This is a genomic window from Curtobacterium sp. TC1, assembly GCF_019844075.1.
Taxonomy (GTDB): Bacteria; Actinomycetota; Actinomycetes; order Actinomycetales; family Microbacteriaceae; genus Curtobacterium.
The window spans coordinates 509,446-527,953 of record NZ_CP081964.1 but is presented as its reverse complement, the minus strand read 5'-3'; the positions used below and the strand labels follow the sequence as shown (position 1 = coordinate 527,953).

19 protein-coding genes are annotated in these 18,508 nt (G+C 71.2%); 6 read left to right on the top strand and 13 right to left on the bottom strand.

Annotated elements, in window-relative coordinates; genetic code table 11:
* The first annotated feature begins 102 nt into the window (after positions 1 to 102).
* Genes KZI27_RS20180 through KZI27_RS03695 form a run of 4 tightly spaced genes read left to right on the top strand, consistent with a single transcriptional unit; the run spans position 103 to position 5,302 of the window.
* Positions 103 to 273, top strand: coding sequence for a twin-arginine translocation signal domain-containing protein (locus KZI27_RS20180; RefSeq protein ID WP_261784075.1), 171 nt, complete (start codon positions 103 to 105; stop codon positions 271 to 273).
* A 6-nt stretch (positions 274 to 279) separates the two neighbouring features.
* Positions 280 to 1,449, top strand: a complete 1,170-nt coding sequence (locus KZI27_RS03705; protein ID WP_261784074.1) for an extracellular solute-binding protein — start codon at positions 280 to 282, stop codon at positions 1,447 to 1,449.
* Complete coding sequence (locus KZI27_RS03700) at positions 1,377 to 2,261, top strand: carbohydrate ABC transporter permease (RefSeq protein WP_222661170.1); 885 nt, start codon at positions 1,377 to 1,379, stop codon at positions 2,259 to 2,261. The genes KZI27_RS03705 and KZI27_RS03700 overlap by 73 nt, the downstream gene beginning before the upstream one ends.
* Before the next feature lie 2 nt (positions 2,262 to 2,263).
* Positions 2,264 to 5,302: a glycoside hydrolase family 2 TIM barrel-domain containing protein gene (locus KZI27_RS03695; RefSeq protein ID WP_222661168.1), complete on the top strand. Its 3,039-nt coding sequence runs from the start codon at positions 2,264 to 2,266 to the stop codon at positions 5,300 to 5,302.
* Positions 5,303 to 5,404: 102 nt separating this feature from the next.
* On the opposite strand, the gene KZI27_RS03690 is transcribed toward KZI27_RS03695, so the two are convergent.
* Positions 5,405 to 5,830 (bottom strand): DUF3151 domain-containing protein, encoded by a 426-nt coding sequence (locus tag KZI27_RS03690; RefSeq protein ID WP_222659365.1) that lies wholly within the window; start codon positions 5,828 to 5,830, stop codon positions 5,405 to 5,407.
* 273 nt (positions 5,831 to 6,103) lie between these two features.
* Between KZI27_RS03690 and KZI27_RS03685 the strand changes: the two genes are divergently transcribed.
* Entirely contained in the window at positions 6,104 to 7,675 is a 1,572-nt protein-coding gene (locus KZI27_RS03685) for an ABC-F family ATP-binding cassette domain-containing protein (RefSeq protein WP_222659364.1), read from the top strand.
* Between the two features lie 7 nt (positions 7,676 to 7,682).
* Here the strand turns inward: KZI27_RS03685 and KZI27_RS03680 are convergent, their stop codons facing one another.
* From KZI27_RS03680 to KZI27_RS03630, 11 genes are all read right to left on the bottom strand, one after another.
* Positions 7,683 to 8,378 carry an SDR family oxidoreductase gene (locus KZI27_RS03680; protein ID WP_222659363.1) on the bottom strand — a complete coding sequence of 232 codons (696 nt, stop codon included), beginning with the start codon at positions 8,376 to 8,378 and terminating at the stop codon, positions 7,683 to 7,685.
* 10 nt (positions 8,379 to 8,388) lie between these two features.
* Positions 8,389 to 8,880 carry a DedA family protein gene (locus KZI27_RS03675; RefSeq protein ID WP_222659362.1) on the bottom strand — a complete coding sequence of 164 codons (492 nt, stop codon included), beginning with the start codon at positions 8,878 to 8,880 and terminating at the stop codon, positions 8,389 to 8,391.
* A 42-nt stretch (positions 8,881 to 8,922) separates the two neighbouring features.
* Positions 8,923 to 9,954, bottom strand: coding sequence for a YihY/virulence factor BrkB family protein (locus KZI27_RS03670; protein ID WP_222659361.1), 1,032 nt, complete (start codon positions 9,952 to 9,954; stop codon positions 8,923 to 8,925).
* A gap of 4 nt (positions 9,955 to 9,958) precedes the next feature.
* Positions 9,959 to 10,474 (bottom strand): hypothetical protein, encoded by a 516-nt coding sequence (locus tag KZI27_RS03665; protein WP_123293498.1) that lies wholly within the window; start codon positions 10,472 to 10,474, stop codon positions 9,959 to 9,961.
* Between the two features lie 201 nt (positions 10,475 to 10,675).
* On the bottom strand, positions 10,676 to 11,719 hold the full coding sequence (locus KZI27_RS03660) for a Gfo/Idh/MocA family protein (RefSeq protein ID WP_222659360.1): 1,044 nt from the start codon (positions 11,717 to 11,719) through the stop codon (positions 10,676 to 10,678).
* A 266-nt stretch (positions 11,720 to 11,985) separates the two neighbouring features.
* Positions 11,986 to 12,912, bottom strand: coding sequence for a prenyltransferase (locus KZI27_RS03655; RefSeq protein ID WP_123310561.1), 927 nt, complete (start codon positions 12,910 to 12,912; stop codon positions 11,986 to 11,988).
* Positions 12,909 to 13,307: a lycopene cyclase domain-containing protein gene (locus KZI27_RS03650; RefSeq protein ID WP_222659359.1), complete on the bottom strand. Its 399-nt coding sequence runs from the start codon at positions 13,305 to 13,307 to the stop codon at positions 12,909 to 12,911. Before KZI27_RS03650 ends, KZI27_RS03655 begins: the two co-directional genes overlap by 4 nt.
* Positions 13,304 to 13,636, bottom strand: coding sequence for a lycopene cyclase domain-containing protein (locus tag KZI27_RS03645; protein WP_123310565.1), 333 nt, complete (start codon positions 13,634 to 13,636; stop codon positions 13,304 to 13,306). The genes KZI27_RS03650 and KZI27_RS03645 overlap by 4 nt, the downstream gene beginning before the upstream one ends.
* A complete protein-coding gene (gene crtI, locus KZI27_RS03640) occupies positions 13,636 to 15,276 on the bottom strand; it encodes a phytoene desaturase family protein (RefSeq protein ID WP_222659358.1) in 1,641 nt (546 codons plus the stop codon). Before crtI ends, KZI27_RS03645 begins: the two co-directional genes overlap by 1 nt.
* The gene (locus tag KZI27_RS03635; RefSeq protein WP_222659357.1) at positions 15,273 to 16,211 is read right to left on the bottom strand and encodes a phytoene/squalene synthase family protein; all 939 of its coding nucleotides are present in this window, start codon (positions 16,209 to 16,211) and stop codon (positions 15,273 to 15,275) included. Before KZI27_RS03635 ends, crtI begins: the two co-directional genes overlap by 4 nt.
* Positions 16,208 to 17,266 (bottom strand): polyprenyl synthetase family protein, encoded by a 1,059-nt coding sequence (locus KZI27_RS03630; RefSeq protein WP_222659356.1) that lies wholly within the window; start codon positions 17,264 to 17,266, stop codon positions 16,208 to 16,210. The genes KZI27_RS03635 and KZI27_RS03630 overlap by 4 nt, the downstream gene beginning before the upstream one ends.
* A gap of 21 nt (positions 17,267 to 17,287) precedes the next feature.
* Between KZI27_RS03630 and idi the strand changes: the two genes are divergently transcribed.
* On the top strand, positions 17,288 to 17,830 hold the full coding sequence (gene idi, locus KZI27_RS03625) for an isopentenyl-diphosphate Delta-isomerase (RefSeq protein WP_261784071.1): 543 nt from the start codon (positions 17,288 to 17,290) through the stop codon (positions 17,828 to 17,830).
* Positions 17,831 to 17,921: 91 nt separating this feature from the next.
* On the opposite strand, the gene KZI27_RS03620 is transcribed toward idi, so the two are convergent.
* Positions 17,922 to 18,473, bottom strand: coding sequence for a hypothetical protein (locus KZI27_RS03620; protein WP_222659354.1), 552 nt, complete (start codon positions 18,471 to 18,473; stop codon positions 17,922 to 17,924).
* Between the last annotated feature and the right edge of the window lie 35 nt (positions 18,474 to 18,508).

Genomic DNA, 18,508 nt, shown 5'->3' with positions numbered 1-18,508 from the left:
TCCACAGTCGGGAGCGAACACCCAGGCGCGAAACTGCAACGACGCTCGGTTTTGTGGTTTCCTGATCACGACCCCGAATCGACGACGAACCGGAGTACGGCAATGACGCCACGACCACGACCCATCTCCCGACGACAACTCCTGGGCTTCGGCATCGGCACGGCGGCGGCAGGGCTGCTCGCCGGCTGCGCGGTCCCCGGTTCCACCAACGTGAACAAGGCCGCCCTCGTGCCGGCCGCCGCGTCGGGCGAGACCGTCCAGCTCACCTACTAGGCATGGTTGAAGGACCTGCAGAAGGTCTGCGACGTCTGGAACACGACGCACCCGAACATCCAGGTGTCGGCGAACTGGATCCCCGGCGGCAACAGCGGCGGGTACCAGAAGATGTACTCAGCGCTCGCGGCCGGCGGCGGCCCGGACATCGGCCAGGTCGAGCTCCGGCAGATCCCCGAGTTCATGCTCGCCAACGGCCTCGTCGACCTCGCCCGGTACGGCGCGAAGGACTTCGAGTCGAAGTACGACGAGGCCGCGTGGGCGCAGGTGTCGTTCGTGGACGGTGTCTACGGCATCCCGCAGGACACCGGTCCGATGGGGTTCTACTACCAGACGGCGCTCCTCGAGCAGGCCGGCGGCGAACCCCCGACGACGTGGGACGAGTGGCGCGACCTGGCCGAGAAGTTCCGGGGGACCGGCAAGCAGAACTACCTCGAGGTGTTCCCGGTGTCCGACGCGTCGCCGTTCGCCGCGTACGCGCAGCAGGCCGGTGCCCGCTGGTTCAAGGTCGACGGCGACGAGTGGTTCGTCGACATGACCGACGACAAGACCCTGATGGTCGCGGACTTCTTCGACGGGGTCATCGACGACAAGCTCGTCGACACTTCTGCCGGCGCGTACTCCCCCGGCTGGTACGCCTCGGCCGCCAGCGGCAAGATCGCCGCGGTCACGAGCGCGAGCTGGGGCGACGCCCTGATCGAGTCGGTGCAGGGCGGCGAGGGCAAGTGGAAGGTCGCCCCGATGCAGAAGTGGGGCTCCGACGGCTTCGGGTCGAGCGCGATCGGCGGCTCGACGGCGGCGGTCCTGGCGAACGCGAAGCACCCGAAGGAGGCGCTCGAGTTCATCACGTGGATGACCACCTCGAAGGAGGGCATCGACGCGATGATCAAGTACTGCGGCATCGGGTGGTCGCCCGCGGTCGACTACATCGGTGCGCAGCGCGAGAAGCCGAGCAAGTGGTTCTCCGGCCAGAACTACAACGAGGACGTCTTCGTGCCGGCGTCGAAGGAGCAGAACATCGACTGGTCTTCACGAGCCTGCAGAACCAGTTCCGCCGGAAGCTCACCTCCGGCCTCAAGCTCACGGCGAAGACCGCCGTCCCCGTGGACACCACGTCGATCTCGGCGCACCAGCGCCGCAAGCTCGACCGGTCCCCGCGATCGCAGATCGTGGTGACGGGCATCCTCGTCATCGTCGCGCTGTACTTCCTCGTCCCGCTGTACTGGGTCGTCATCGCCGCGACGAAGACCACCGGGGCACTGTTCTCGACGAACGGGTTCTGGTTCGGCGGCGAGTTCGCCCTGTGGAGCAACCTGCAGCAGGTGTTCACGTACGACGGCGGCATCTTCGTCCGTTGGATCGCGAACAGCATCCTGTACTCCGGCGTCGGTGCGGTCCTGGCGACCTACTTCGCCGCGGCCGGCGGGTACGCGCTGGCGAAGTACGACTTCAAGGGTCGGCAGTTCGTGTTCGGCACGATCCTCGGCGGCGTGCTCGTGCCGGGGACCGCGACGGCGCTGCCGCTGTTCCTGCTGTTCTCGACGCTGGGCCTGACCGACACCTACTGGAGCGTGCTCATCCCGAGCCTCGTCTCCCCGTTCGGACTGTTCCTGTGCCGGGTGTACGCCGCCGCGTCGGTGGACACCACGCTCCTCGAGCAGGCACGCATCGACGGTGCGAGCGAGCTCCGGATCTTCCACACCGTGGTGCTCCGCCAGATGACCCCGGCCCTGGTGACCGTGTTCCTGTTCCAGGTCGTCGGCATCTGGAACAACTTCTTCCTGCCGCTCATCATGCTGGCAGACCAGAAGCTGTACCCGATCACACTGGGGTTGAACAACTGGCGCTCGCAGGTCGACCGCCTGCCGGAGTTCTACCAGCTCACCACCGGCGGGGTGCTCGTCTCGGTCATCCCGCTCGTCATCGCCATCATCGTCCTGCAGCGCTTCTGGCGCGGGGGCCTCACGGAAGGATCGGTCAAGGGTTGACCATCTCCGCACTCGACGACCTCCACTCGACCTCGCCGGGTTCGGCATCACGGCTCCCGCCACGGGCCGCGCTCCACACCGACGCACCCTCGCTGTCGCTGAACGGCGACTGGCGCTTCCGGTGGTCGCCGGTCGCGTCGGTGTCCGACGCGTTCGCCACCGACGACGTCGTGGACGACGACCCCGCCTGGGGCGAGCTGCCGGTGCCGTCGCACTGGGTGCTGCACGGCCACGGGTCGCCGAGCTACACGAACCTGCAGTACCCGTTCCCGATCGACCCGCCGCACCCGCCGGACGAGAACCCCACCGGTGACCACCGACGCTCGTTCGAGCTGCCGGCGTCCTTCACGGCGGCCGGCCGTGTGCTGCTGCGCTTCGACGGGGTCGAGTCGCACTTCCGGGTCTGGCTGAACGGCACGCTCGTGGGCTGGTCGACCGGGTCCCGCCTGACGACCGAGTTCGACGTCACTGAGCTGCTGCGACCGGGGTCGAACGACCTGGCCGTCCGGGTGCACCAGTGGTCGGCGGCCTCGTACCTCGAGGACCAGGACCAGTGGTGGCTGCCGGGCATCTTCCGCGACGTCACGCTGCTCGCCCGTCCCACGGCACCGATCGACGACGTGTTCGTCCGCGCCGGGTGGAGCCCGACGCTCGGGAGCGCCGCGACGGCCGGGACCGCGGCGTCCGGACGGCCCGCGACCGGCAGCGGGACGATCACGTTCCCGACGCTCGACGCCGTGTTCCCGGTGCGGTTCGCGGTGCCCGACCTGGGTGTCGACGTGACCTGGGCGACGGCGGACGACGTCACCCCGATCGCGGTCGAGGGCGTCGAGCCGTGGAGCGCGGAACTGCCGAGGCTCTACGACGCGACGGTGTCGACCGGCACCGACGCCGGCGGTACCGCCGGTGGCGAGACCGTCTCGTTGCGGCTCGGCTTCCGCACCGTGTCGATCGAGGGCGACCGGTTCCTGGTCAACGGCGAGCGCGTGGTGTTCCACGGCGTGAACCGGCACGAGACCCACCCCGTGCGCGGCCGCGTCTTCGACGAGGAGCACGCTCGCGCGGACATGGCGCTCATGAAGCGCAACAACGTCAACGCGATCCGGACCTCGCACTACCCGCCGCACCCCCGTGTGCTCGACCTGGCCGACGAGCTCGGCTTCTGGGTGATCCTCGAGACCGACCTCGAGACCCACGGGTTCATCTTCACCGGCTGGGTCGGCAACCCCTCCGACGACCCGGACTGGGCCGAGGCCTACCTCGACCGCGTCGCCCGCACCGTCGAGCGGGACAAGAACCACCCGTCCATCGTGATGTGGTCGCTCGGCAACGAGTCCGGCACCGGCCGGAACCTCGCCGCGATGTCGCAGTGGGTGCACGACCGCGACGCCGAGCGCCCCGTGCACTACGAGGGCGACTACACGGGCGAGTACACCGACGTGTACTCGCGGATGTACCCGACGCTGCAGGAGACCGAGTCCATCGGCGGCGGCACCCCGACGCCCCTGCTCGGCTGCGGCCCCGCCGAGGCGGCACGGCAGCGCTCGAAGCCGTTCATCCACTGCGAGTACGTGCACGCCATGGGCAACGGCCCGGGGCAGATCGCCGAGTACGAGGCCCTGGTCGACCGGTACCCGCGCCTGCACGGCGGGTTCGTGTGGGAGTGGCGGGACCACGGCCTGCTCGCGACGACGCCCACCGGCGAGGACTACTACGCCTACGGCGGCGACTTCGGCGAGGTCGTGCACGACGGCAACTTCGTGATGGACGGCCTGGTCCTGCCCGACGACACCCCGACGCCCGGGCTCGCCGAGTTCGCGGCCGTCGTCGCCCCGGTCCGCCTGGCGGTCTCGGACACGACGATCCTGGTCGAGAACCGGTACCACTCGGCATCGACCGCCGGGCTGCGGTTCTGCTGGACCCTGTCGCGCAACGGCGTCGTCGAGGCCTCCGGTCGGTTCGCCGCCGGCGTGGTGGCGGCCCGCGAGTCGGCGACCGTCCCGGTGCCGACCGAGGTGCTCGACGCGGCCACGGCCGAACTCGCCGCCGGCGACGAGCTCTGGCTCGACCTGACCGCCGAACTGGCGGGCCCGACGGCATGGGCCGACACCGGCCACGTCGTCGCACGCACCCAGCGGCTCGTCGCGAGCCGCGTGGCGGACGCACCACGGGCCTCCCGGCAGGGGTGGGACGGCGACCGTCTCGGCGACGGGACGTTCTCGGACCGCGGCGCACTGGTGTCCTGGAAGGGACACGAGGTCGCGGGCCCTCGCCTGGAACTCTGGCGCGCCCCGACCGACAACGACCGACTGGCCTCGCAGGGCGGCTACGAGACCGCGGACCCGGTGCTGACGCACGGCGTCGGCGACCCGGACGCTCCCCCGTCGGCCACGCGCTGGCGGGACCGGGGCCTGGACCGGCTGACGCACCGGCTGGTGTCCGTGTCACGGACCGACTCCGGCCTGGAACAGCGGGTGCGCGTGGCCGCGGCGAACAGCGGCTGGGGCCTCTACGTCACGCACCGCTGGACCCTGACCGCCGAGGGGCTGGTGCTGCAGACCGACGCGGTGCCGTTCGGCGCGTGGGACGTCACCTGGCCGCGGATCGGCGTGCGGTTCGACCTGCCCGCGTCGCTCGCGGACGAGGACGCGACGTGGTTCGGGACCGGACCGCTGGAGTCGTACGCCGACTCGTCGCACGCTGCCCGGGTCGGTCGGTTCAGCGCGCCGGTGCGGTCGCTCGGGGTGGAGTACTCCAGACCGCAGGAGACCGGGCACCGGCCGTCGCTGCGGTCACTGTCGGTCGGCCCGTTCACGGTGTCCACCGTGGGGTCGCACCGTGCGGGGTTCACCCTGACGCCGTGGACCGCGCAGCAGATCGACCGCGCCGAGCACCCGTACGAGCTGCCGACGTCGGACCACCTGTACCTGTACCTCGACGCGGCACAGCACGGGCTCGGCAGCCGGGCGTGCGGCCTCGATGTGCTGCCGGAGCACCAGCTCTGGCCGCAGGCGTTCAGTTGGAGCGTGCTGCTCGCGTAGGCGGGTCGCGGCGGGCTCGTCCGCGCCCCGCTGGCGTCATCGCGCCCCGTCTCTTCGGGGCGCGATGACCGCCACGGGGCGCGGATCGTCGGCCGCGCCGCGCTACGCGCCCGCGGACAGGGCGCGCAGGGCCTCGGGGTCGCTCGCGTTCAGGAAGTCGGTCAGGCGCTCGGCCTCGCCGGGCTCCTCGATCGCCTCGGCCGCACGGCGCAGGGCGAACAGCGCCCGCAAGACGCCACGGTTCGGTTCGTGCGACCACGGCACCGGACCGACACCGCGCCACCCGGCCTTGCGCAGGGCGTCGAGCCCGCGGTGGTATCCGACACGGGCGTACGCGTAGGACTCCAGGGTCGCGCCGCGCGCCCAGGCCTCGTCGGCGAGCAGGGCCCACGCCAGGCTCGACGAGGGGTGCGACACCACCACGCTGGCGACGGGTGCGTCGGCGGCGAGCGCTGCGGTCACCTCGGGTTCGGCGGGCAGCAGGGTCTCGGGGTTCGTCGACGGGTTCGGCAACAGGTTCTCCGGCATGCCCCCAGCCTGTCATCCCTTGCGCGTCCCCGTGGCCGGGATTACCGTGGGTGGCACCTCGTCGTCATCGCGAGGCCCCGGGGCGGGAGACCGACCGGCGGCGCGGATGGCGGTCACGGGGGTCCCCGACGGAAGAAGACGGATTGCTGTCGATCACCGGTTCTGCTCAGCCCACGCGCTGACACCGTGATCGCGCGCCCTCCGTCGGGCGCTCCACCGCACAGCGGTGGGTTCGGTGTCGTGCGCCCAGCATCGACACCGGGAGGCATCCCCATGCCCAGCAGTCCATCCGTCGTCCTGCACGACGTCACGTTCGCCTGGCCCGACGGCACCGTCGCGCTCGACCACCTCACCGCCGCCTTCGGGCGGGGCCGGACCGGCCTGGTCGGGAGGAACGGGGCCGGCAAGTCCACGCTGGTCCGGCTCGCCACCGGCCGACTCCACCCCACGTCGGGCACCATCTCGACGTCGGGTCCCGTCGACCACCTGCCCCAACGCCTTGCGGTCGGGGAGGACGAGACCGTCGCCGACCTGCTCGGCATCCGGTCGACGCTCACCGCGCTCCGGGCCGTGCTGTCCGGTGACGCGTCGCCCGAGCACTTCGAGGCGGTCGGCGACGACTGGGACCTCGAGGAGCGGGCCGCCGCCGCGATCGCGAGCGTCGGGCTCGACGGCGCCGACCTGGAGCGCCCGGTGTCGACGCTGTCCGGCGGGCAGGCCGTGCTCGTGGCCGTCGCCGGGGTCCGGTTGCGCGGCCGTCCGATCGCGTTCCTCGACGAGCCGACGAACAACCTCGATCGGCGGGCACGCGGGCTCCTGCTCGACCTGGTCGACGACTGGCGCGGGACCCTCGTGGTGGTGAGCCACGACCGGGAGCTCCTCGAGCACGTCGACGAGACCGTGGAGCTGCGGTCCGGGTCGATGACCGTGTTCGGTGGGACGTTCAGCGCGTTCGAGGAGCACCTGGCCGTGCAGCAGGCGGCCGTCGAGCGCGAGGTCCGCGTCGCCGAGCAGCGGCACCGGACCGAGAAACGACAGCGCATCGAGGCCGAGACGAAGATCGCCCGTCGTGCTCGCGCCGGGGTGAAAGCGGTCGAGAACATGCCGAAGGGCTACGCGAACGAGATGCGGAAGAAGGGAGAGCAGACCGCCGGTCGGCTCCGCGTCGGGTACGCCGACGACGAGGCCGCTGCCCTCGAGGCAAAGCGGGAAGCACAGCTCCGGCTCCGCGACGACGAGTCCATCCACGTGACCCTGCCCGACCCGGGCGTTCCCGCGTCTCGGCAGATCGCCACCGTCACGGTGCGTGGGCGGGACGTGATCGTGCAGGGACCGGAACGGATCGCGGTCACCGGGGACAACGGCGTCGGGAAGTCCACCCTGCTCGAACAGCTCGTCGGTGCGCCGGAAGCCCGGGAGCACCCGCTGCCGGCGACCACGGCCGTCGCGCACGTCGACCGGATCGCCTACTTGCCGCAGCGGAAGGACACCCTCGACGACGCCGCGACCGTGCTCGACAACGTGCGCCGGGACGCCCCGCACGTCGCCGTCGCCGAGGTGCGGAACCGGCTCGCGGAGTTCCTGGTGCGCGGCGACACCGTCGACCGACCGGCCGGGGCGCTGTCCGGCGGGGAACGGTTCCGGGTGGCGCTCGCGGCGCTGGTGCTGGCCGACCCGCCGCCGCAGCTGCTGGTGCTCGACGAGCCGACGAACGACCTCGACCTGACGAGCGTCGACCAGCTCGTCGACGCGTTGCGGGCCTACCGCGGAGCGCTCGTCGTGGTCAGCCACGACGAGACGTTCTTGGAGCGTCTGGAACTCGACGCGCGCATCGGGCTGTCGTAGACCGCGGTCAGCGCCGTCGGGTCGGTCGGATCGCGAGCGACTCGACGGTACCGCGCTCGGGCAGGTCGACGACGGTGCGGACCGCGGCGGCCACGTCTTCGGGCGCCAGGTAGTAGTCGGTGTCGTAGGACTCCCCGAGCTTCGCCACGAGCTGCCGCTGCATGTCCGAGTCGGTCCGTCCGGGGTGCACGCTCGACACCCGCACGCCGTTCGCCCGCTCCTCTTCACGCAGGGCGTCGGCGAAGGCCCGCAGTGCGAACTTCGACGCCGCGTACACGCCACCACCGGGGCCGGAGTGGAACCCGGAACCGCTGTTGATCGGCACCACGATGCCCCGCGCCGTCCGGAGTGCGGGCAGCGCCAGCCGGGTGAGCTCGGCGACGGCGAACACGTTCGTCGCGAAGACCTGCTCCCACACGGCACGCGGGGTGTCGGCGACGGTCGTGCCCTGCTCGACGCCGGCGGAGTGCACGAGCACGTCGAGCCGCTCGGGCAGCGCGGGGAACTCGCCCGCGCCCAGGTCACCGACGAACGGCACCGCGCTCGGCAGCTCCGCGACGAGGGCGTCCACCGCCTCGGCGGACCGGCCACCCACGAGCACGTGGTGGGTGCGGCCGAGGTCGGCGGCGATCGCGCGGCCGATGCCGCGGGTGGCACCGGTCACCAGGGCGACCGGACGATCTGCAGTCAGGGAATTCGTCACGGAGGCCAGCCTACGGAAGCCTGGCCGGGCCTCCCGTCCGCTTCCGCGATCTGTGGAGAACCGTCACCGCGACGACCACCGCGACCACCAGGACGGCCACCGCTGCGATGCCCCACGGCGAACCGGCGAGTGCAGCGACCACCGCCCAGAACACCGCGAGCCCGACGGTCGCGTAGAGGAAGGCCCACGCGATGCAGCCCGGCACCATCGCCATCGTGTACCGCCACCACGCCACCCGGGCCAGGCCCGCGGCGGCGTTCATCACCGTCTGCAGACCGACGACCACGAAGCTCACCGTCACCACCGGCAGTCCCCAGCGTTCGAGGAGCGTCGAGCCACGGCGGACCGCCGGCGAGTGCAGCCAGCCGCCCCAACGGGAGCGGGACGCACCCGTCACCGCGAGTCGCGCCACCCAGTACGTGGCCTGCGCGCGGCAGAACACGATCGCGAAGAGCGCGAGGACGAGCTGCCAGAACGGCAGTCCCTCGAGGAAGTCGGGCACGGTCGCACCGTAGCGCCTCCGTCCGGAGGAACGCCTCGGGTGTCAGTCGCCGTCGGCGCCCTGCCGGATCCGGATCCCCTCGAGGACGTCCTGCGCGCGCTTCTCGTCCTGCTTCTCGATCTGGCGGGTGTCGCGCTCGGGGAGCTGGATGTCCTCTTCCGCACGGATGCCGGCCTGGAGCTCGCGGCCACGCTCGAGCTCGGCATCGAACTCGGCGCCGAAGAGCAGCGCGTTGTTCGTGATCCAGATCCACAGCAGGAACACGATGACCCCACCGAGGGAACCGTAGGTGGCGTTGTAGTTCGAGAAGTTCCCGACGTAGAACCCGAACCCGACGCTCGCGATGATCCAGATGAGGAGCGCGAGGATCGATCCGCCGCTGACCCAGGTGAACTTCGGTTGCTTGACGTTCGGGGACCAGTAGTAGAGCACTGCCACGGTGATGATCGCGATGATCAGCAGGATCGGCCATTGCACGATCAACAGCACCGTCGCGGCGACGTCCCCGAGGCCGATGACGTCACCGAAGCTGCGCGCCAGGGGGCCGGAGACGAGCACGAGCAGACCGAGCACGAGCAGGACGACGGTCGCGAGCGTCACGCCGAGCATCGTCGGGCGGAGCTTCCAGATCGGACGCCCCTCGCGGACGTTGTAGATCCGGTTCATCGCCCGGCCGAAGGCGCCGACGTAGCCGGAGGCCGACCAGAGGGCACCGACGAGACCGACGATGAACGTGACCGGGGCGGCGGGCGAGCGGACGAGTCCCTCGATCGGGTCCTGGAGCAGGTCCGCGACCTGGCCGCCGCCGACGTTGCGGACGACGTCCAGCAGCGACGTGATGGTGTCCGACGGGTTCGACACGAGCCCGAGGATCGAGACGATCGCGAGCAGCCCGGGGAAGAGCGCGAGGACCGTGTAGTACGTCAGGCTCGCGGCGAGGTCGGTGCACTGGTCGCTGGAGAACTCGCGCAGCGTCTTCTTGAGCGTGTAGACGAGCGTCGGCTTGTTCAGGTCGGTCGGGCTGTCGGGCTTCCGGGAGTCGTTCGGCTCGGGCTTCTGCTGGTCCTGTGCCATCGGACTACCCTCGCGCCTTCAGTGCCTGCTTGGACCGCTTCACCGCTGCCTTGCGGTTCTTGTTCGCCCGTCGCTGCACCGCGGCGATGCCGGTCTGCTGCTTCACGCGGGCCTTGTGGGCTGGATCACGGTCCAGCGCCTGCTCGGCGGCCTTCGCCCGGGCCTTGCGACCCTTGCGGCCGGACTGTGCCTGCTCCTTGGCAGAGGGGCCGTCGCCGCGCGCGCCGAACGGCAGCAGTGCGGTGAACGCCGAACTGGCCGGCGGCGTCGCCAGGTGCCCCGCGGGGCGGTTGCGCAGCGCGATGCCGAGGACGATCGCCGCGACACCGGTCAGCCCGGTGATGCCCATCGCGACGAGCGGGGTCGGGTCACGGTGCCAGCGCTGGCGGGTCTTCGCAGCGGCGAGACGTGCGCGCGCCGGGAGGTTCGCACGGCGCTTGAGCTCGGTGACGGTGTCGGTCATGCGCTCACGCGTGCGGACGTTCGCGAGTTCGAGCTCGGGGAGACTGTCCTTGGCCATTCCCCAGTTTCTACACGTCCGCGCCGGGGGCGCGCCCAGATGGCCGCTGTGCGGCCACGCGGGGCCGTGTCGCGAAAGCGACAGTCCGCCGCGGACGTTCCGCGGCAGACCGTCGCTTTCGCGGCAGTGGGCGCGACCCCACGGCGGACGGGAGGCCCGGTGCGGGCCCGCCACGGGCCTCCCGTCCGTCAGCCGGTGCGTTCAGGACGGGACGACGACGTCCTCGGGCTGGCCGCTGGCCGCCGAGCGGGTGGCGGCCTCCATCAGCGCGAGGCTGCGCAGGTTGTCGCGGCCGCTCGTCGCCGGTGCGGGACCACCCTCGACCGAGCGCGCGAAGGCCTGCAGCCCGCCCTGGCGATCGGTGTGCTCGAGCACGGGCAGCTCGACGGGCTCGGCCGCGTCGTCCTGGGTCCGGCGGAGGGTGACGACGTCGCCGTCGATCGCGTTCGGCGCGCCGTCTCGGCTGGTGAACCAGAGCTCGCCGTCCTCGCCGTGGATGCTCCACTCGCCGGCCCACGCCGTGCGGGGCCCACGGCTGAGCCAGCTGCCGCGGTAGCTGACCACCAGGCCGCCGTCGAGCTCGATGATCATCGAGGCGATGGCTTCGTCCTGGTACTTGCTGTACGACGGGAAGGTCGCCCTGGCGAAGACCCGGACGGCTTCCTGCCCGGTGACCATCCTGAGCAGGTCGAAGTGGTGGATGGCCATGTCGTTGATCATGGCGTGGGGGAACCGGTAGTGCGGGTGCTCCTCGAACGCCAGGTCGTTGTCCCACTGCCGGAAGTCGATGTTGATCGCGGAGATCTCGCCGACCACGTCCGCCTCGAGCATCTCCTGGACCGCCCGAGGGGCCGGGTACCAGCGGTAGTTCTGGCTGACCTGCAGCACGAGGCCGAGTTCCTCGGCACGGCGCACGGCGGTGACGGCCTCGTCCGTGGTGTTGGCGAACGGCTTCTCGACGAGGACGTGCTTGCCGGCGTCCAGGGCCTCGAGCGCGAGCGGCACGTGCGTGACGGCGGGCGCGGTGATGACGACGGCGTCGGCGTCGACCCCGGCGAGCGCCTCGGTCAGGGACGCGAACGCTGCGGACTCCGGCAGCCCGAGGTCCTGCTGCACGGCGGTCAGTGTCGCCGGCACCGGGTCGACGAGCCCGACCACCTCTACTTCGGCTACCTCTGGGATGGCGGTGCGGGCCCAGTTGCCGCCCCACCCTCCGAGACCGACGTGGATGATCCGGACCGTCATGCGTGCACTCCTTCGTGGCTGCCGCGTCACGACTCCCGTGGCGCGTTCGTCCAGTCTGTCAGGGCTGCGTGCGGCGGCGTCGAGGTTCCGCGGCTCGCCGTGTGCGTGGCACCGAGGGGTGCGCGGCGCCGAGGGGTGCGCAGAGCCGAGGGGCGCGCAGCGCCGAGGTTCCACGACTCGCCGTGCGTGCGGCGCCGAGGTTCCACGGAGCGCGTCTCGCGGCGCCGAGATGCCGAGATTTCGGAACCTCGACGGGACGGGGGCGCTCAGTGCGTGAAGGCGTAGGCGATGAGCGCCATCGTCACGATGAAGCCCGCCAGGTAGTTGATCCAGAGGAACCGCTTCCACCCGGCGTTCGCGGCCTCGGCCCCCTGGTCCGTGATGTTCCACCACGGCAGCACGTTGAGCGCGTACGGGATCACGACGACGGCGGCGATCGGCCCGGGGAACGCCGAGAACAGCAGCGCGACGCCGGCGACCAGGTACGCGACGAACGCGAGGCGCACGGTCGCCCGCGCACCGATGACGGTCGCGACGGATCCGATGCCGCCGGCCCGGTCGGCGAGGACGTCCTGCACGGCGCCGAACGCATGCGAGGCCACACCCCACAGGAAGAACGCGATGCAGACGGCGACGAGCTCACCGGTCCAGTGCGGGCCAGCGAGCGCGAGACCGTAGATCGCCGGTGACACGAAGTGCGTCGACGACGTGAGGGAGTCGAGGAACGGCTTCTCCTTGAACCGCAGCCCCGGCGCCGAGTACGCGATGACCGCGAACACGCTGATCGCCAGGACGAGCCACGACCACGGCCCGTTCCCGCTCACCGCCCCGAGCACGACGAGTGCGACCAGGAACGGCACGTTCGTGACGACGACGGCCCAGAGGGTGGTGCGGTGGACGCTCTTGTCGAGCAGGGCACCCTCGACGCCGCCCTTGCGCGGGTTGCGCAGGTCGGACTCGTAGTCGAAGACGTCGTTGATGCCGTACATCGCCAGGTTGTAGGGCACCAGGAAGTACACGACGCCGACCAGGAACGCGACGAGCGAGAACCCGCCGCCGCCCTCGACGCCGACCCCGCTGCCGAGCAGGTACGCGGCACCGAACGGGTAGGCGGTGTTCACCCAGCTGATCGGTCGGGACGACACGAACAGGGCGCGCAGGGTCGACGGCCTGGAGGCGGTGCTGGCGTTCACTTCGTGTCCTCCGGTGGTGCGGTGGTCGGGTCGGGCGCGGGGCGCGCGCCGGTCCGGTCGAACAGGACCCACAGGCTGGGCAGCAGCACGATCGCCGCCATCGCGTAGGCGAGGTCCTCGACCGGGATCGCGCCGATCTTCGCCCCGCTGATGAGCGACGGGTCGTAGGCGACGATGCGCAGGGTCACGATGACGTTGTCGAACACGATCGTCATCACGAGCAGGGCGATGCCCGCGATCACCGACGTGAGCCCCGCGACCCGGCGCCCGACCGCAGGTCGCCGGCCCGCCGCTCGGGCCCGGCGAGCGGCGACGACACCGGCGAGCACGGCCACGACGGCCGTGACGCCGAAGAACGGCAGGGCGAGGAGCGCGTACGCCCCGGTGCCGTTCACGCGCGCCGCCGATCGGTCGCGCGCTGCACGACGGGCCGGACGAAGCCGACCAGGTCCATCGTCGAGTAGCAGAGCAGCAGCAGGAAGAAGAGTTCCTCGAGTGGTACCTCGGGCGCCAGGAGCACCCCGGTCAGCAGGTTCTGCGGGCCGATGAAGAAGATGCCGAACGCGACACCGGCGACGTCCCACACCATGAAGAAGGCGACGCCGACGACCATCACGGCCGCAGCACGCCACGGTGCCCGCCAGAAGAACAGCCGGAAGCGGGCGTCGAGCACGGTCATCCCGACCAGCGAGACGACCAGGCCGGCGAGGTACAACCCGGGCATCAGACGGTGCCGGCCCGGTTCCGCGGGGTGCCGAGCGGGGTGGGCAGCGGTTCGGTGCTCGTGTCACCGTGGATCCGCTTGAGCAGGACCTCGGCGCTGATCAGGCACATCGGCAGGCCGATGCCCGGGATCGTGGACGCCCCGGCGTAGTACAGCCCCTCGACCTTGGCCGAGGCGTTCTTCTCGCGGAAGAACGCGCTCTGCTTCAGCGTGTGCGCGGGGCCGAGCATCGACCCGTTCCACGCGTTGAGGTCGTCGGCGAAGTCGCGCGGACCGATCGTCCGACGGACCCGGATGCGGTCCCGCAGGTCGGGGACACCCGAACGCTCGGCGACGACGTCGATGGCGCGGTCGGCGATCTGCTCGACCTCGAAGTCGCCGGCGCCGTCGATCCCGCCCTTGCCGATGGACAGGTCGGCGGGCAGCGGCACCAGGATGAACAGGTTGCTCGAGCCGCGGGGCGCGACGGACGGGTCCGTCTCCGAGGGCGCGCAGACGTAGATCGAGGCGGGGTCCGGCACGTGCCGGTCCTTGCCGAAGATCGCGCCGAAGTTCGCCTTCCAGTCCTCGGTGAAGACGAGCGTGTGGTGGAGCAGGCCGGGGGTCGGGCCGTCGATGCCGAGGTACACGAGCACCGCGCTCGGCCCGGGGTCGCGGGTCTTCCAGTGCTCGGCGCCGTGGGTGCGGTGCTCGCGGTCGAGCAGCTGCATCTCGGTGTGCTGCAGGTCCGCGGCGCTCACGACCAGGTCGGCCGGGGCGGTGTGCTGGACGCCGTCACGGTCGCGGTGGACGACGCCGGTGGCGACGCCGTCCTCGACGACGATCCGCTCGACCTTCGCACCGGCGATGATCTTCGCGCCCTCGGCCCGGGCCACCCGTTCGACCGCGGCGATCACCTCGGTGATGCCGCCCTTCGGGTAGAGCACCCCGTCGGCGAGGTCGAGGTGGCTCATCAGGTGGTACATGCTCGGAGCGGCGTACGGGCTCGTCCCGAGGAACACCGCCGGGTAGCCGAGGATCTGCCAGAGTCGCCGGTCCTTGACCGCCGAGGCGGCACGGGACGACAGCGGCTGCAGCAGGAGCCGTGCGAGCTTCGGCAGACGACGGAGCACGTCGGGCGCGGCGACCTTCGTGAGGTCCTGGAACGTCGTGTACAGGAACCGCCGGATCGCCATCGCGTAGGTGTCCTCGGCCGAGGCGAGGTACTTCCGGATGCGCTTGCCGGCTCCGGGCTCGACGGACTCGAACAGCGCGATGTTGGCCTCGGCGTCGGCCCGCAGGTCGATCGGCTCGTCGTTGCCCTCGCTGTACACGCGGTACCCGGGGTCGAGCTTCACCAGGTCGAGTTCGGCGTCGGCCGAGGTGCCGAGCAGCTGGAAGAAGTGGTCGAACACCTCGGGCATGAGGTACCACGACGGCCCGGTGTCGAACCGGAAGCCGTCACGCTCCCACGAACCGGCACGGCCGCCGAGCTGTGAGCGCTGCTCGAGCACGGTCACGGCGAAGCCGTCCCGCGCGAGCAGCGCGGCGGACGCCAGTCCGCTGATGCCGCCGCCGATGACGACGGCGCGCCGCGCAGGTACCTTGCGCCGGGTGGTGGAGGCGGCGGCCTGCGGACGGAAGGCGCGGGGCGGGGTCATGACGAGCCTCCTGGCTGACGGGTGGCCGCCTTCGACCGCACGGGGGCGCGTCCGGCGAGCACCTGTGCGGCCAGGCGGGCCTTGACCGGGTTCGGGACGCGCACGCGCGTCGTCACCAGACGCGTCGCCGGCGTGCGCGCGATGCGGTCGTTGAGTTCCTGGAACAGGGCGTGTGCGAGCCCGACGGCGTTCCGGGCGTCGGCCGGTAGCAGCCGGATCGTGCGGGCAGCGTGGTCGAGGTCGGCCTGCACGTCGGCGACCAGGCGCTCCTTCGTGGTCTCGTCGAACGAGCGGATGTCGACCCCCGGGAAGTACGAGCGGCCGAGCACCTCGAAGTCGGCGTGCAGGTCCCGCAGGAAGTTCACCTTCTGGAACGCGGCGCCGAGCGCACGGGCCCCCGCGACCAGTTCTGCCTGGTCGAAGGTCGGTCGGCCGGCGCGGTGGACGAAGGCCCGCAGGCACATCAGCCCCACGACCTCGGCCGAGCCGTACACGTAGGCGTCGAACGAGGCGTCGTCGTGCTCGGTGCGCTCCAGGTCCATCCGCATCGACGCGAAGAAGGGCTTCGTGAGCTCCGCGCCGAAGCCCGTGACCCGCGCGGTCCGGGCGAACGCGTGCACGACGGGGTTCACCGAGAAGCCGAGGGCGATCGCTCGCTCGGTGTCGGCCTCGAGCTCGTCGAGGACCGTCCGAGCCAGGTCGGGGTCGAGACCCGCCTCGGTCGCGGGACCGTCGACGACCTCGTCGGCGACCCGCACCAGCGCGTAGACGTTCCGGATGTGCTCGCGGGCGTCCTTGGCGAGCAACCGGCTCGCCAGACCGAACGACGTCGAGTAGCGGTCGATGACGACGCTCGACGCGGCCTCGGCCGTGGCGTCGTACAGGGGCAGCCGACCGGACGGCGCGCTGCCGGTCCGGGTGGTCTCGGTCGTCACCGGGCGCGCTCCACGAGTTCGGTCACGAGGCCCTCCAGGCGGTCGGCGAGGTCGTACGGCAGTCCGGAGAGCTCGGCACGGGCGAGTGCGACGTGGTCGGCGATCCGGGACTCGGCTGCGGCACGGGCGCCGCAGGTGACCAGGGTCGCACGGAGTTCGGCGGCGCGCTCCTCGGTCAGGTCCGGGTCGCCCAGGTAGGGAGCGATGTCCGGCCAGCAGTCCGTCGTCGCCGCGTACGCGATGAGCATGGTCCGCTTGCCCTCGCGCAGGTCCCCCAGCACGCTCTTGCCGGTGGTCGTCTCGTCGCCGAACACCCCGAGCAGGTCGTCGACGATCTGGTAGGCAATGCCGATCTCGCGGCCGAAGGCGCCGAGCGCGGTGACGACGGTCTCGGGCGCGCCGGCGAGCACGGCCCCGGACTGCAGCGGCGCCTCGAACGAGTACACGCTGGTCTTCGCACGCTCCATCGCCAGGACCTTGTCCACCGTCGGCATCACGCCGAGGGCCAGGTCGACGTCGGTCATCTCGCCGGCGGCGCTGGCGAACACGGCTTCGTCCAGCAGCTCCAGGAGGCGACCACGGCGCTCCCCCGTCACCCCCGCGGACTCGATGAACCGCGGTGCGCCGGAGAGCGCGAGGTCGCCCGCGATCACGGCGGCGCTCATGCCCCGGTGCTCGGCGGTGGGGAGCGGCAGACCGCCGGTCGTGCCGGCGTCGCGGTAGGACCCGGCGACGTTCGGCTGGCCGCGGCGGGCCCAGTCGCGGTCGATGACGTCGTCGTGCACCACGAGCGCGGTGTGCAGGAGCTCGTAGGCGGCGGCGACGTGCGCAGCGGCGTGCACGTCGTCCCCGCCGAGGCCGAGGTACGCGGTCAGGACCATGCGGGGCCGGAAGCGCTTGCCGCCCATGCTCGCCTTGCGGAGCACCCGCCAGAGCTCCTCGGACGGACGGCCGTAGCGCGCGGCACGAGCCGAGGACACAACGAAGAAGCGCTCGAGACAGTCGTCGACGAGCGCGAGGTCGATGTGCGCCACGGTGGCCGCTTCCTCGCTCATTGGCCTAATCTATCGATGCTGATGACGACTTTCCCTGAATCCGTGGTGCTCCTGGCCGACGACCGTACCCCGATCGGCACAGCGGACAAGTTCACGGTGCACACCGACCACACGCCCCTCCACCTGGCCTTCTCGTGCCACGTCCGGAACACCGACGGGGACGTGCTGGTGACCCGTCGCGCCCTGTCGAAGAAGACGTGGCCCGGTGTCTGGACGAACACGTTCTGCGGGCACCCCGGCCCCGACGAGTCCTTCGAGGACGCCATTGCCCGCCGTGCCTCGCGCGAACTGGGCATCACCGTGCGCGACGTCGAACTCGTGCTGCCCGACTTCCGGTACCGCGCCGTCGACGCCTCGGGCATCGTCGAGAACGAGGTCTGCCCGGTGTTCCGCGCCGTCACCGACGATCTGCCCGCCCCCGCCGACGACGAGGTCGCCGAGTACGCGTGGGTCTCCGAGGACTCCCTGCGGGCCGCCGTCGCCGGTGCGCCGTTCGGGTGGAGCCCCTGGCTGGGCTGGCAGCTGACCGAGCTCGAGGCCGCCGGTCTGCACATCACGCGCTGACCCTGGTCTGCCCACCGGCTCGGGAAGGGGCGAGGCGGCAGGGGCCTCTGCCGCCTCACCCCCCCCCGTCGGCTGACCGCCAGGCGTCAGATCACCGCCAGGCGTTCGACACGCACTTCGCGATGGTCCCGGTCGTGAAGCCTGCCGCTGCTGCGAGACACGGCGCACAGAGCACCATGGTGGCGCACGCGGCACCACAGGCGACGCCGAGGATCGCGATGACCGCCCAGCTGATACCGATGCTGTTCAAGCAGTTGTTCAGTCGCTTCCAATCGAGCCCGTAGGTCCCGATGGAGGACGCTTGCTCCGCGTCGACTCCCTGCACGAGATCCACGTTCTCCATCAGCTGTCCGTCCTGCCACATGGCGAAGTGGACAGCGGTGCTCGACGTCATGGCGGACGCCATCTCCGTGATGGTCGTGGTCCCCTCCGCGGTCACGAACGAGAGCTTCGTCATCTCGGGCACATCGGTGCCGAGGAGCGGGACCGAGACCACATCTGCACCCTCGTACGAGTAGGCAGCGGCCGCGTCCCAATCCGCGTCGAGTCCCGATCGGACCGAGTAGCCCGTGCTCCGCGCCATCGCGATCGCACGCGAACTCTCCTCGCCGTCTTGCTCGTCGAGCTGCGAGGCGAGTTGCACGACCCTGCCGACATCGGAGGACGTGGAAGGGACCG